The 13695-nt window shown below is 61.7% G+C and carries 9 protein-coding genes and 4 pseudogenes; 10 read left to right on the forward strand and 3 right to left on the reverse strand.

Annotated features, from left to right (window positions below):
• The 7 genes and pseudogenes from FFS10_RS21070 to FFS10_RS21100 all read left to right on the forward strand — a co-directional run.
• Window positions 1–212: pseudogene (locus tag FFS10_RS21070) on the forward strand (sugar ABC transporter substrate-binding protein); the annotation flags it as partial.
• 37 nt (window positions 213–249) lie between these two features.
• Window positions 250–1245: an ABC transporter permease gene (locus FFS10_RS21075; RefSeq protein WP_137896566.1), complete on the forward strand. Its 996-nt coding sequence runs from the start codon at window positions 250–252 to the stop codon at window positions 1243–1245.
• A complete protein-coding gene (locus tag FFS10_RS21080; RefSeq protein ID WP_137896567.1) occupies window positions 1245–2033 on the forward strand; it encodes an ATP-binding cassette domain-containing protein in 789 nt (262 codons plus the stop codon). The genes FFS10_RS21075 and FFS10_RS21080 overlap by 1 nt, the downstream gene beginning before the upstream one ends.
• Window positions 2034–2041: 8 nt before the next feature.
• Entirely contained in the window at window positions 2042–2494 is a 453-nt protein-coding gene (locus FFS10_RS21085; RefSeq protein ID WP_137896568.1) for an RbsD/FucU family protein, read from the forward strand.
• Window positions 2491–3714: an ROK family transcriptional regulator gene (locus tag FFS10_RS21090; RefSeq protein WP_137896569.1), complete on the forward strand. Its 1224-nt coding sequence runs from the start codon at window positions 2491–2493 to the stop codon at window positions 3712–3714. Before FFS10_RS21085 ends, FFS10_RS21090 begins: the two co-directional genes overlap by 4 nt.
• A gap of 218 nt (window positions 3715–3932) precedes the next feature.
• On the forward strand, window positions 3933–4991 hold the full coding sequence (locus tag FFS10_RS21095) for a PDDEXK nuclease domain-containing protein (protein WP_137896570.1): 1059 nt from the start codon (window positions 3933–3935) through the stop codon (window positions 4989–4991).
• A gap of 65 nt (window positions 4992–5056) precedes the next feature.
• Window positions 5057–5191 (forward strand): annotated as a pseudogene (locus tag FFS10_RS21100) (ROK family transcriptional regulator); the annotation flags it as partial.
• A gap of 664 nt (window positions 5192–5855) precedes the next feature.
• On the opposite strand, the gene FFS10_RS21105 reads toward FFS10_RS21100, so the two are convergent.
• Window positions 5856–6746, reverse strand: coding sequence for a lysozyme inhibitor LprI family protein (locus FFS10_RS21105; RefSeq protein WP_171016063.1), 891 nt, complete (start codon window positions 6744–6746; stop codon window positions 5856–5858).
• Between the two features lie 884 nt (window positions 6747–7630).
• Window positions 7631–7894: pseudogene (locus tag FFS10_RS21110) on the reverse strand (SNARE-associated domain-containing protein); the annotation flags it as partial.
• Window positions 7895–7931: 37 nt separating this feature from the next.
• On the opposite strand from FFS10_RS21110, the gene FFS10_RS21115 reads away from it, so the two are divergent.
• Both FFS10_RS21115 and FFS10_RS21120 read left to right on the forward strand, forming a co-directional pair.
• A complete protein-coding gene (locus FFS10_RS21115) occupies window positions 7932–8207 on the forward strand; it encodes a hypothetical protein (protein ID WP_212744167.1) in 276 nt (91 codons plus the stop codon).
• 238 nt (window positions 8208–8445) lie between these two features.
• Entirely contained in the window at window positions 8446–11523 is a 3078-nt protein-coding gene (locus tag FFS10_RS21120; protein WP_137896572.1) for an anti-phage protein, read from the forward strand.
• A 277-nt stretch (window positions 11524–11800) separates the two neighbouring features.
• Here the strand turns inward: FFS10_RS21120 and FFS10_RS21125 are convergent, their stop codons facing one another.
• Window positions 11801–12451, reverse strand: a complete 651-nt coding sequence (locus FFS10_RS21125) for a DedA family protein (protein ID WP_137896573.1) — start codon at window positions 12449–12451, stop codon at window positions 11801–11803.
• Between the two features lie 71 nt (window positions 12452–12522).
• Here FFS10_RS21125 and mutL point away from each other — a divergent pair.
• Window positions 12523–13620: pseudogene (gene mutL / locus FFS10_RS21130) on the forward strand (DNA mismatch repair endonuclease MutL); the annotation flags it as partial.
• Window positions 13621–13695: the final 75 nt, after the last annotated feature.

The following is a 13695-nucleotide window of genomic DNA, read 5'->3' on the forward strand; positions in this document are numbered from 1 at the left end:
TGGGCGCCGGCGTGATCGCCGCGACCTCGCAGCAGTACCCGCTGAAGATGGCGGCCATGGGCGTGGAAGCCGGCGTCGAATACGCCAAGAGCGGCAAGAAGCCCAGCGGCTACAGCGACACCGGCGTCACGCTGATCGCCGCCAAGCCGGTGGCCGGCGTGGACAGCAAGGACGTCAAGACCGGCACCGAGCTGTGCTGGGGCAAGAAGTAAGCGGCCGAGCCGGCACCAACCAGAGGAAGTGCGCCCCATGACCGCCAAATCACTGCCACTAGGAACAAGCCCCATGAACACCAGGACACTGACCCTGCCGCCGCTCGCCACGCTGGGCCCGTTCATCGCGCTGCTGCTGGCCTGCTCGTTCTTCGCGTTCCAGAGCGATCGCTTTCTCACCGGCGGGAACCTCTCGCTGATCCTGCAACAGGTCATGGTGGTCGGCGTGATCGCCATCGGCCAGACCCTGATCATCCTGACCGCGGGCATAGACCTCAGCTGCGGCATGGTGATGGCGCTGGGCGGCATCGTGATGAGCAAGTTCGCCACCGAGCTGGGCCTGCCCGCGCCGCTGGCCATCGCCTGCGGCCTGGCCGTGACCACGCTGTTCGGCTTGCTCAACGGCCTGCTGGTCACCAAGGTGAAGCTGCCGCCCTTCATCGTCACGCTGGGCACGCTGAACATCGCCTTCGCGATCACCCAGCTGTATTCGAACTCGCAGACCGTGACCGACCTGCCCAACCTGATGACGGCGCTGGGCAACACCTTCAGCCTGGGCAGCACCGAGGTCGCCTATGGGGCGGTGCTGATGCTGCTGCTGTACGGCCTGGCCTGGTTCGTGCTGCGCGAGACCGCCGCCGGCCGCCATGTCTACGCGGTGGGCAACAACGCCGAGGCCACGCGCCTGGTCGGCATCCCGACCCAGCGCGTGCTGCTGGGCGTGTACGTGCTCGCCGGCCTGTTCTACGGCATCGCGGCCCTGCTGTCGGTGGCGCGCACCGGGGTCGGCGACCCGAACGCGGGCCAGACCGAGAACCTGGACGCGATCACCGCCGTGGTGCTGGGCGGCACCAGCCTGTTCGGCGGCCGCGGCGTGGTGCTGGGCTCGCTGGTGGGCGCGCTGATCGTCGGCGTGTTCCGCAACGGCCTCACGCTGATGGGCGTGTCCTCCATCTACCAGGTCCTGGTGACCGGCATGCTGGTGATCCTCGCGGTCGCCGCCGACCAACTTTCGCGCAAGGGAGCACGTTGATGAGCACCCCCCCTCTCGTCCTTCAGGCCAAGGGCCTGGTCAAGCGTTACGGCCAGGTCACCGCGCTGGACGGCGCCGACTTCGAGCTGCGCGCCGGTGAAATCCTCGCCGTGATCGGCGACAACGGCGCCGGCAAGTCCTCGCTGATCAAGGCGCTGTCCGGCGCCACCGTGCCCGACGAAGGCCAGATCCTGCTCGACGGCCAGACCATCCACTTCAAGAGCCCGATCGAGGCGCGCCGCGCCGGCATCGAGACCGTCTACCAGGACCTGGCCGTCGCGCCGGCCATGACCATCGCCGAGAACCTGTTCCTCGGCCGCGAGCTGCGGCGCCCGGGCTTTGCCGGCAAGTGCCTACGCATGCTGGACAAGAAGCGCATGCTGGCCGAGAGCACCGCGCGCATGCAGGACCTCAAGGTCGGCATACGCTCGATGACCCAGGCCGTGGAGACCCTCTCGGGCGGCCAGCGCCAGTGCGTCGCCGTGGCGCGCGCCGCGGCCTTCGCCCGGCATGTGGTGATCATGGACGAGCCCACCGCTGCGCTGGGCGTCAAGGAGGGCAACATGGTGCTGGAGCTGATCCGGCGCGTGCGCGACCAGGGCCTGCCCGTGATCCTGATCAGCCACAACATGCCCCATGTGTTCGAGATCGCCGACCGCATCCACATCCAGCGCCTGGGCCGCCGCGCTGCCGTGGTCAACCCCAAGACCATCAGCATGAGCGACACCGTGGCCGTGATGACCGGCGCCAAGTTGGCCGAAGAGCTGCCCGCCGAGGCGCTGGCCTAGGACCGCCCATGCTCAAAGGCATAGACCCCCTGCTGTTTCCCGAGCTGCTCAAGCTGCTGGCCGAGATGGGGCACGACGACGCCCTGGTGCTGGCCGACGCCAACTTCACGGCCATGAGCCTGGGCGCCGGCAAGACGGTGCTGCGCCTGCCCGGCATCGCCATGGCGCGCGCCGTGCAGGCCGTGGCCTCGGTGCTGCCACTGGCGGCCGACGTGGCCCACCCCGTGGCCTACATGCAGGTCTCGGGCACCGAGCCGCCCTACCTCAGCGCGCTGCAGCGCGAGGTGCTGCCGCTGCTGCAACCCGACATGGGGCCGCAGCAGAGCGCCGAGCCGCTGGAGCGCTACGCGTTCTACGAGCGGGTGCGCTCGGCCTACGCCATCGTGCTGACCGGCGAGCCGCAACCCTTCGGCAACTTCATCGTGCGCAAGGGAGTCATCGGCGAGAATCTGCGCCCATGACCAACCCGCTCGCCCCCGCCGGCCTGCCTGCACCGCCCAGGCTGCGCCCGCGCGGCTCCAACCAGGTCGGCATGCGCCAGTTCAACGAGCGCGTGGTGCTGCAGGCGATCCGCCTGCACGGCAGCCTGCCCAAGGCCGAGCTGGCGCGCCTGACCGGCCTGACGGCCCAGACCGTGGGCCTGATCGCCGCGCGGCTCGAGGACGACGGCCTGCTGCTGCGCCAGGCCCCGGTGCGCGGCCGCATCGGCCAGCCCTCGGTGCCGCTGGCGCTCAACCCCGACGGGGCCTTCTCCATCGGCATCAAGGTCGGGCGGCGCAGCACCGACTGGCTGCTGCTGGACTTCACCGGCCGGGTGCGCGAGCGCCAGACACTCGAATACGACTTCCCCGACGCCCAGGCCCTGCTGCCGGCCATCGCCGAGCGCCTGGGCGCGCTGCAGGCCGGCCTGGGCCCGCTCGCGCCGCGCCTGGTCGGCCTGGGCCTGGCGGCGCCCTTCGCCATGGGCGGCTGGCACCGGCTGCTGGGCCTGTCGCCCGCGCAGTCCGAGGCCTGGAACCGGCTCGACCTCGGCGCCGAGCTGCAGGCCATGACCGAGCTGCCCGTGAGCTTTGCGCGCGACACGGCGGCTGCCACGGTGGCCGAGCTCGTGACAGGGCGCGGGCGCGATCTCAAGAGCTTCCTCTACCTGTTCGTCGACACCTTCGTCGGCGGCGGCCTGGTGCTGAACTCGCACCCGCACGCCGGCCTGCACGGCAACGCCGGCGCCGTGGCCTCGCTGCCGCTGCGCGTGGCCCAGGGCGGCAGCGCCCCCGAGCAGTTGGTCGGCCGGGCCTCGCTGTGGGAGCTGGAGCAGCGCTTCGCGGCCCGTGGCCTGGACCGCAGCGCCGCCTACGACGAGCGCGCCCTGCAGCCGGCCTTCGAGGCCGAGACCCTGGCCTGGCTGGCGGAGGCCGCCGAGGCCCTGGCGCATTGCGTGACCAGCGGCACGGCCTTCCTGGACCTGGATGCGGTGGTGGTCGACGGCTCCTTCTGCCGCCCGCTGCTGCAGCGCCTGCTGGACGAGACCCGCGCGGCGCTCGCGCACTACGACTGGGAAGGCCTGTGGATGCCCGGCCTGCACGCCGGCAGCATAGGCACGGACGCGCGCGCCCTGGGCGGCGCGCTGCTGCCGCTGCACGCCAATTTCGCGCCGGATCGCGAGCTGTTCCTGAAGGTGTGAGAGGCTGAGAGTTTTTCGAAGCGACGGTATTTCCTCCCTCGCCCCTTTGGGGAGAGGGTTGGGGTGAGGGGCAGCGCGCCACTGTCAAGGCCACTCGCCGGCCCTCACCCCCGCCCTCTCCCAAAGGGAGAGGGAGTGAAATCGAAAAACTCCCACGCTCTGAGTCCTCGCGCGGCAGCGCCGTCTATGATGGCCGCGTAACAGGGAGACACACATCCATGGCCAGCCTGGAAACCAGCCAAGTGCCCGCCACGCCTGCGGCCACAGCCAGCAGCCTGCACGCCGAGCTGCGCACCCTCATTGCCAGCAGCCGCCAGCGCCTGGCCGGGGCCGTGAATGCGGAGCTGACGCGCCTGTACTGGACAGTGGGCCAGCGCCTGAGTACGGAGGTGCTGGGCGGCGAGCGCGCCAGCTACGGCAGCCAGTTGCTCGAACAGCTCGGGCAGCAGTTGTCCCACGAATTCGGGCGCGGCTTCGAGGCCCGCAACCTGCGCCGCATGGTGAAGTTCGCACAGGCTTTTCCAGACACCGGGATTGTGTCGACGCTGTCGGCAAAATTGAGCTGGAGCCACTTGGTGGCCATCGTCGCCCTCAAAACCCCGCAGGCCCGGCAGTTCTATGCCCAGCAAGCCGCGCAAGACGGCTGGAGCGTGCGTGAGCTTGCCCACCAGATCGACCGCAAGGCCTTCGAGCGCAGCGAGATTGCCAGCACCCAGGTCCCCGCCGCCCTGCTACCCACAACGGGCCAGGTTTTCAAAGACCCATACTTTCTGGACTTCCTGGGCCTGCGCCAGGGCCATGACGAGTCCGACCTGGAGGCTGCCATCCTGCGCCAGCTCGAAGCCTTCATTCTGGAGCTGGGGCGCGGCTTTGCTTTCGTGGAGCGCCAGAAGCGCATGGTCCTCGACGGGGAAGATTTCTACCTCGACCTGCTCTTCTACCACCGGCGCCTGCGCCGCCTGGTAGCCATCGAGCTGAAGCTGGGCCGCTTCAAGGCCGCCCACAAGGGCCAGATGGAGCTGTACCTGAAATGGCTGGACAAGCACGAACGCCAACCGGGCGAGGAGGCGCCCATCGGCCTGATCCTGTGCGCCGAATCCAGCCGCGAACAAGTGGAACTGCTGCAAATGCACAAGGACGGCATCACCGTGGCCGAGTATTGGACCGAGCTGCCGCCCAAGGCAGAGCTGGAGCAGCAACTGCACCAAGCCCTGCTGGAGGCGCGTGAGCGGCTAGCGAGGCGCGGGGTGTTGTTGGCGGGGGGAGAGGATGAATAGACTTCTGCCTGATCGTTGGGCGATAGTGACCTTGCCATGAGCGACAGCGCGAGGTGCTCGCGCACTATGACCGGGAAGGCCTGTGGATGCCCGAGCTGCACGCCGGCAGCATAGGCACGGACGCACGCGCCCTGGGCGGTGCGCTGCTGCCGCTGCACGCGAATTTCGCGCCCGACCGCGAGCTGTTCCTCAAGGTCTGAGTCTGCGCGCGGCAGCGCCGGCTCACGCCCGGCGTCGTGGGCTGGCTTCTGCTCTGCGGCTACATCAGGAAGACCCGCTGTTCGCCTGCGCGCGGCAGCGGCCATGAAGTGACGGTCGATCTCGCGCCCGAGACCGGACCGTCAACGCGAAGCAACACTCTGCAACTGCCGTTCGCGAGCAGCATCGCTACAACGAAATTGGTCCTTCAATGTCGCCGGTTAACCGGACGCCGCCGACCGAAGAAAGAAGGGCGCCCAGCAGCGGACCCGCTGTCGGGTGCACCTGTTAAACGGCAGGCTATGCGGCGCTTTCACGGGAGCGGGCGATCCAGCACATGCTGATTGCTTGGGGTTAAAAGACTACCGGCGCTTCTTGGCAGGCTTCCCGGTCCTCGGGTCGATATTGTAGTAGGCACCTGCCTTGAACCCCTGGTCGAATCTCTCCTGAGAGATCACTTCCCCACTTGTTCCTCCGCATGAGGGGCACTTTCTCTCCGCGCCAGGGAGCACCGGTACTACGGTTTTGCAGTTAAAGCAGTGATAATACTCAGCCATGCGCAGGCTCCCTTTATCCTGTGACCATGTAGATCCGGTGCGTGTCGACTCGGCGGCATGGCGTGCGCAGTCCACATGATGCGATGCCATAAAGAGTGGCAAAGAGCGGCTATTGCCCTATGCGCGATTCAAGAGCACCAATTCTACTTTGATAGGCCGCTACCAAGCATTCTAGGCTATCGCAGTTATTTCGGTCATTTCGCAGCCATGCGCGCTGCTCGTCTAGCAGGCTCTTTTGGTCGATCAAGCTAGTACTCAAAGTAAAATAGGCAACAGCCATTCTTGCATCCATTTTGGCAAGTACGGGGTTGGCGCAAATGAGCTTCTCAACAAGAGTACGCGATTTTGCACAATCGAAGCTTGGTCTGATCTCTGATTCGACAGAGGGTCGAGGGTCGCGCAAGGTCGGGCGACACATACCTGGCAGCGTAGTGCAGACGATATGGCGATCAACCCAAGCCATCTCTCCTGCGCCGAAGTCCTTCACAAACAGATTCACAGAAGCGTGTGCAACTCCCCTCGAAATCGCGTGCTCTGCGATCTTCTCATTGCAGAATGCGGACTCGTCAATCTTTCCCTCTACTTTCGTATAGCAGCTGTGAAAGCCAAGACGGCCGGAACCAACAATGTTCCTTCGGATTCCGGAAGGGTAAATTATCGAGGCGCAGGCGGATGCACACAGGGCGTTATCTGGAACAATTGTGAAGACTCCTACTCGATCCATTGCCCTGACGAAATCAAAAGCCGCCTGCACTGAGCCGCCAAGACTATTGAGTACCAAAACAATGTGCCCTTCGACATCGCGGTCGGCTTTGGTTGATGCCGCAAGGAATCGTTCTGCATCTCCTGTGACAATAGGGCCCTCTGCAATCAATACATTAATTCTCAGATCGGGCTGAAAGAAGAGGCGAAACTCCATTGCGGCCGCAGAAGGCAGCCACGCGAAGCCTAGTGCCAAGAACAGTACACGGTTAACCACGCGCGAAATTCTGAGTTCCACGATAGAGTAAATCCTGCGCGCCATGATCCCGATGCCATTTAATGCCATCATTGTATTTATATCATGAATCCAGCAAGCTGGGAAAAAATTCCTTTGCGCCGGCCGCTGTGGGCGTACGACGTCTAATGCCAGCGCTTAACCGGGACCGAAGACCGACTATACAATCGATTTCTTCGGCATGGTCCAGGGGTAAGACACCCTTGCCTGGCTTCAATCGAGGATGTCAGGAAGGTATTTCAGCAGCCCGCCAAGCCTGCAAAACAGAAATAAATGTGCGTTTAAAGGAAGAACTTGCCATCACGGCCGATTTTTCAAGAAGGGGATAAAATCGCGCCTATCGAGATACACATGTCCGCGGCTTCTTGCCACTCATGTTTTTCTGCACTGGAGGTACTTGCCATGTCATCGCCGCACATTGATCAGGCTCAAAACAACATCAGGGCTGCAGTCGAGCCATTTGACTGTCGCTTTACAGTGGCACCTTATGAGGAGTATCTAGAATTCCAAATACTTTCCCCGCAGGGCAAAGCCCTTGGACCATTGACCAGAGTTACAGCGACCCATCTACGCGAACAATCGTCTCTTTTGGCCATTATCATTTCCGCACGTGAGCGCCTTCAACAGGATGGGTATCAACTCGACCCATGGTCAATGCTGTGAGGCCGTGGAACAGCCACAGGGCATACTGTAACGCTCCTGACAACCGAAAGCGGGGCGCTCCCCGAAGGCGCCGCCTCGTACGGTTGCCGGTTACCTCCACTTGCACGTTGAAGGACAGCTTTTTGTTGTTGAGGCCTCTCGCGAACGGCGGTTGTGGGTCTTCCAGCAATTTGAATGCCAGGTCTTCGGTAAAGGTCCAGGTGACGCCGCCGGCACTCATTCTCTCAAGACTGCACCGCCGCCTTGCGCTGGGCCCGCCAGGCGCCCAGGATGGCCATGGCCCCGGGCACCAGGATCAGGGCCCAGATGATCTTCTCCAGGTTCTCCTTGACCCAGGGCAGGTTGCCGAAGAAGTAACCCGCAGCGCTGATGCCCAACACCCAGACCAGGGCCCCGCCCACGTTGTAGGCCGTGAACTTGAGGCGGCTCATCGCGGCCACGCCGGCCACGAAGGGCGCGAAGGTGCGGATGAACGGCATGAAGCGCGCCCTGCAAGCGGCCTTCGAGGTCGAGACCCAGGCCTGAGTGGCCGAGGCCGCCGAGGCCCTGGCGCCTTGCATCACCAGCGGCACGGCCTTCCTCGACCTGGAGGCGGTGGTCGACGGCTCGTTCTGCCGCCCGCTGCTGCAGCGCCTGCTGGCCCAGACCCGCGCGGCGCTAGCCCACTACGACTGGGAAGGCCTGTGGATGCCCGAGCTGCACGCCGGCAGCATAGGCACGGACGCGCGCGCCCTGGGTGGGGCGCTGCTGCCGCTGCACGCGAATTTCGCACCCTACCGCGAGCTGTTCCTGAAGGTGTGAGTGTCGGCGCAGCAGCGCCGGTTCAACGCCGCGGCCGCCCGCCGCTCAGTGGGACGCCCTAGAATCAACCATCGGTGCGCCAGAGTGGTCTGCTGCGTCGTGCGTTCTTCATAGATGATGCGCGGCGCCGCGGAAAACGCTGCACCTCTTCAGCCCGCGCGATATTCAGCTATCACTCTGCAAAGAGCGTTGATATAAATCGAGCTATCTCTATCCGTCTTGTTTAAGGGGAGAACGAATGACAGCTGTCGTGCTGCATTTGAGCGACATACACATACGCAGTGCTCGCGATCCGATTCTAGGGAAAGGCGAACTCATTGCAGCTTGCGTCTATTCTGAACTTGCGGAAGCTTCAGCTGTCTTCATCGTAGTATCGGGTGACATTGCCTTCAGCGGCAAAGTCGATCAGTACCAACTGGCAGAAAAATTTTTCGATGCCATCAGAAAAGAGATTCTTGCTGAAAAACGGATCCCAGTTCATTTTATCTTGGTCCCGGGAAACCACGATTGCGATTTCGACATTGGAGGAAAACCCCGAATTCTCACACTGAATGCAGTCCGGGAAGACCCTCGTCAACTTGACGACGACGTTATCAAAATTGGTGTTTCGGCTCAAGCTGCTTTTCAGAACTTTGCGGAACAGTTGCAGTCACCGGATGAGTCCAGAGTCGGAGATCCACTATGGACCGCCCATCGGTTTACTGTGGAAGGGAAAGAGATTATTTTCGATGGAATAAATGTTGCGTGGTGCTCTAACCTGAGAGAAGAACCCGGGACGCTAATATTCCCCGTTGAACGCTACAAGAATATTCGCAATGATGGTGTTGATCTGCGTATTTCTGTATTACACCAACCGCTGAACTGGTTTAGTCAGGCAACTTACCATGCATTTCGCCGATTTGTCCGACAGCTATCTAACGTTGTAATTTCCGGCCATGAGCATGTCGGCGGGGCTGGAGAAGATATCCATACAGACTCAGGGCACAGCGCATATGTTGAAGGCTGTGTTCTTCAGGGAAAGAATAACCTAGCAGACTCTTCTTTCAATGTACTAGTCTTCAATCTGGAGGAAGGAACCTACAGGTCATCTCGCTTCCTTTGGAAAGACACTGGCCACTATACTTTGACTGAAGAGGGTACGTGGAGCGACTTCAGAGATCTGCCAAAGAAAACGTTAAACCGCTTCGTCATTGAGACGTCGTTTGAGCAACTGTTAGCTGATCCGGGGGGAGCATTTAGTATCAAGGGCAGTTCTATCGGCCTTCAGGATCTTTACGTTTACCCAGACGTCCAGGAGGCTACTGCCGTGGAGACTCGCGGCGGGAGGAAGATATCCAACTCAACCATTTTTCACGATGCCTCACGCCTGGAAGGTGGAGTCCTTCTCACAGGAGAGGAGAAAGTTGGGGCCACGAGTCTCCTCTACACGTTGTTCAGATATTACCACGAACGTGGACTAGTTCCCGTCTACATCCGTGGCTCTGACATTAAGAGTTCCAGTGACGCAGAAATCGACAAGATTGTTCGCCGATCCGTCATCGAACAGTACGGTGAAAAATGTGTTGAGCTATTTAATCAAAAGCCGAGCACTGAAAAAATCTTACTGCTCGATGACTTTGACGATGGGCCTGTTAAGCATGGGCAGTATCGCGCTAAGGTCTTGACGTCCTTCACTGTTCGCTTCCCAAGGATGCTGGTTACGGCAAACGAGATATTAGACTTTAACGGCTCAATTCGACCTTATGCGGAGGGAAAGCTATCAGACCTCAAGGAGTACAAACTGTTGCCCTTTGGCTACTCGCGCCGAGCACAACTTGTTCGTCGATGGGTAGAGCGTACTGGCGCTGACGGCTCACTCGATGAGGCCGCCCTTCTTGCGAGATGTGACCAAGCAGAGCGAATGCTGGATGCCGTCATGGCGAAGAACATCGTTCCGTCACTTCCATTGTATCTACTGACACTGCTACAAAGCTTTGAATCAGGGGTACAAGGTGGCTTTGAAGATAGCGGATTGGGTGAATACTATGACTACTTAGTTAAAGCAGGCCTTGAGTCTGCTCATGTTCACAAGAGCCAGTGGGGATTGATAATTGAGTATTGCTCTCATCTCGCATGGCAAATGCATGCAACCGAACACAAGGAACTTTCTCAAGAAGAGCTCACGGTATTTAATGACCGCTATTCGAGGGAACAGATTCGCGTCGAACTTGAACCTCGCATTGCGCTGTTACTGAAAGCCCGTATTCTTACGAAAAATGGGGAGTTCGTACGGTTTCGATACCATTATATTTATTACTTCTTGAAGGGGCGCCATCTCTCAAAGCAACTTGATGATTTGGATGTACAGGCCTATATCCGAACTTGTTGCGCCCACCTCTACGTACGAGAAAACGCCAATACGATACTTTTCCTTGCTCATCATGCCTTCAAGGACCCCATGTTCTTGACTTGTGTGACTGATGCCATCAACGAGCCGTTCAAAGGTTACTCACCAATTGCCTTTAACGGAAAAGACACCGAGAAGGTCAAAGAGTTCGTCAAGGAACTGCCTGAGTTGGTTTATTCGGGGAAAACGCCCGAGAAAGCCAGAGCAGAAGCGAATCAAACAAGAGATGAATTGGACGACGGTAGCGACGGACTCGCGGATAAAAAGGAAGATCTGGCCCAACATGAATTCACCGCTCAAGCGATTTCTCTCCTTAAGACTGTTGAAATTCTTGGCCAGATGCTGAAGAACCAAATAGCCAGCATTCCCCGAAGTCAGCGTGTCGACTTGCTGAAGCAAGTGATGTGCGGCCCCCTACGGGCGGTGAATGCGTTCTTCAGCGTTTTCATGAGCCACCAGAGTACGGTTGAAATCGAAATCACTGAGTTACTGGCGAAGAAGAAGGCCTTCCACAGTGACGAAGAGCGCCAAAAGGCCGCTAGACAACTGCTGGCGTGGTTGCTTCAGTCCTCGGCCGCAGGATTGCTGATTAAGGCCGTCGTCTCTATCAGCTCAGACGACTTGATGGAAGACATTAGAACTGCAGCAAACTCGATTGGTACACCTGCATCAAAGCTAATTTCCGTCGGCGTAAAGCTTGACGGCCCAGGGCGAATTCCGAGGGAAATCGAGAGAATTTCACAGGACTTGTCAGCTGACTTCATAGCCACCCGTGTTCTGCAGATATTGGTGTTGCGAAGACTCTACATGTTTCGTACAGAGGAGGCTGACCGACAGTGGCTTGCCAGCAAGAAAATTGTGGATCTAAAGTATCAGCAGGCCCTTGAGTACAAGACTCGCGAGACGAAGCTTCTGCCGGGAAGTCATTGATATTTTTCCTAATGCGAACGCTTCGGGTGTAACTCAACTGGACGCCCCTACGGGGCACCCATAAGTTCAAAAATTGAATTGCCGCTATGCAGGCCTACAAAGGTTCGCATCGGGTGGGCTGTGGTCAGCTCTATAACAGCACAGCGACCATAATGAAACTTAGTCCCATCAAGCGGGTTCGTAAGTCGTGGTTGGGCGTTTGACGTTGTGAGCCGATGGCGGGCGACCCCTCCAGCGATTAGAGTCGATCCAGGCGACGACGCCGCCGCCCATCCCCTCAAGACTGCACCGCCGCCTTGCGCTGCGCGCGCCAGGCGCCCAGGATGGCCATGGCGCCGGGCACCAGGATCAGGGCCCAGATGATCTTCTCGAGGTTCTCCTTGACCCAGGGCAGGTTGCCGAAGAAGTAGCCCGCGGCGCTGATGCCAATCACCCAGATGAGGGCGCCGCCCACGTTGTAGGCGGTGAACTTGAGGCGGCTCATCGCGGCCACGCCGGCCACGAAGGGCGCGAAGGTGCGGATGAACGGCATGAAGCGCGCCAGCACGATGGTGATGCCGCCGTAGCGCTCGTAGAAGGCATGGGCCTGGTCGAAGGCGCGCTTGTTGAAAAAGCGCGAGTCCTCCCACTGGAACACCCTGGGGCCGAAAAAGCGCCCTATCGTGTAGTTGCACTGGTCGCCCAGGATGGCGGCGGCCAGCAGCACGGCGCAGGCCAGCGGCAGGTCCAGCAGGCCGGCGCCGGCCAGCGCGCCCACCACGAACAGCAGCGAATCGCCAGGCAGGAAGGGCATCACGACCACGCCGGTCTCGACGAAGACGATCAGGAACAGCAAGGCGTAGACCCAGGCCCCGTAGGACTGGACGAAGGCCTCCAGGTGGCGGTCCACGTGCAGGATGAAGTCGATCAGAAAGGCAAAGAGTTCCATGGGTTTCCTTGAGCGCACGGATTATCCCGCCCGCGCCGGGGCCCCCGGGTGGCGCGACCTAAAATCCCCCCGTGAACGCCGTCATAGACCCCTCCCCGCGCCGCCCCATCCGCGAACTCCCCGATGAACTGATCAGCCAGATCGCCGCCGGCGAGGTGGTCGAGCGCCCGGCCTCGGTGGTGCGCGAGCTGCTGGACAACGCGCTGGACGCCGGCGCCAGCCAGATCACGCTGCGCTTGGCTGCAGGCGGCGTGCGCCTGATCTCGGTGGAGGACGACGGCGCCGGCATCCCGCGCGAGGAGCTGCCGGTGGCGCTCAAGCGCCATGCCACGAGCAAGATCGCCAGCCTCGACGAGCTCGAATCGGTGGGCACCATGGGCTTTCGCGGCGAAGCGCTGGCGGCCATCCACTCGATCTCCGAGATGTCCATCCTCTCGCGCAGCGCGGGCCAGTCCAGCGCCTTCCTGCTCGACGGCCGCACCGGCGAGCTCAGGCCGGCCGCGCGCGCGACCGGCACGACGGTCGAGGTCAAGGAGCTGTTCTTCAGCGTGCCGGCGCGGCGCAAGTTCCTCAAGACCGACGCCACCGAGCTCGCGCACTGCCTGGAGGCGGTGCGTCGCCACGCCCTGGCCCGGCCCGACGTGGGTTTTGCGGTCTGGCACGAGGGCAAGCTGATCGAGCAGTGGCGCAGCCACCCCGGCCCGGCCGGCTTGGCGCAGCGCCTGGGCGACGTGCTGGGCGAGGATTTCCAGGCCCAGTCGGTGGCCGTGGAGCACCGCGTCGGCACGGTGCGCGTGAGCGGCCGCGCCGGCCTGCCCGACGCCGCGCGCTCGCGCGCCGACCACCAGTACGCCTGGGTCAACGGCCGCTTCGTGCGCGACAAGGTGCTGGCCCATGCCGCGCGCAGCGCCTACGAGGACGTGCTGCACGGCCAGCGCCAGCCGGTCTACGTGCTCTATGTGGACATGGACCCCACGCGCGTGGACGTGAACGTGCACCCGACCAAGATCGAGGTGCGCTTTCGCGACAGCCGGGAGCTGCACCAGGCGGTGCGCCATGCGGTGGAGAACGCCCTGGCCGCGCCGCGCGCAGCCGCCGCTGCGGCTGCGGCCGAAGCCCAGATCGATGCTTCGGCCGCCACCCTGCCCTTCGCGCCGCCACCCGCCCCGGCGCGGGCGGGATAATCCGTGCGCTCAAGGAAACCCATGGAACTCTTTGCCTTTCTGATCGACTTCATCCTGCAC

Source organism: Ramlibacter sp. 2FC, from assembly GCF_005503345.1.
GTDB lineage: Bacteria > Pseudomonadota > Gammaproteobacteria > Burkholderiales > Burkholderiaceae_C > SCMQ01.

Coding starts and splice junctions, on each gene's coding strand:
- FFS10_RS21085 (WP_137896568.1), top strand. CDS start 2,042: ATGCTCAAAGGCATAGACCCCCTGCTGTTTCCCGAGCTGCTCAAGCTG.
- FFS10_RS21080 (WP_137896567.1), top strand. CDS start 1,245: ATGAGCACCCCCCCTCTCGTCCTTCAGGCCAAGGGCCTGGTCAAGCGT.
- FFS10_RS21095 (WP_137896570.1), top strand. CDS start 3,933: ATGGCCAGCCTGGAAACCAGCCAAGTGCCCGCCACGCCTGCGGCCACA.
- FFS10_RS21090 (WP_137896569.1), top strand. CDS start 2,491: ATGACCAACCCGCTCGCCCCCGCCGGCCTGCCTGCACCGCCCAGGCTG.
- FFS10_RS21075 (WP_137896566.1), top strand. CDS start 250: ATGACCGCCAAATCACTGCCACTAGGAACAAGCCCCATGAACACCAGG.
- FFS10_RS21125 (WP_137896573.1), bottom strand. CDS start 12,451: ATGGAACTCTTTGCCTTTCTGATCGACTTCATCCTGCACGTGGACCGC.
- FFS10_RS21120 (WP_137896572.1), top strand. CDS start 8,446: ATGACAGCTGTCGTGCTGCATTTGAGCGACATACACATACGCAGTGCT.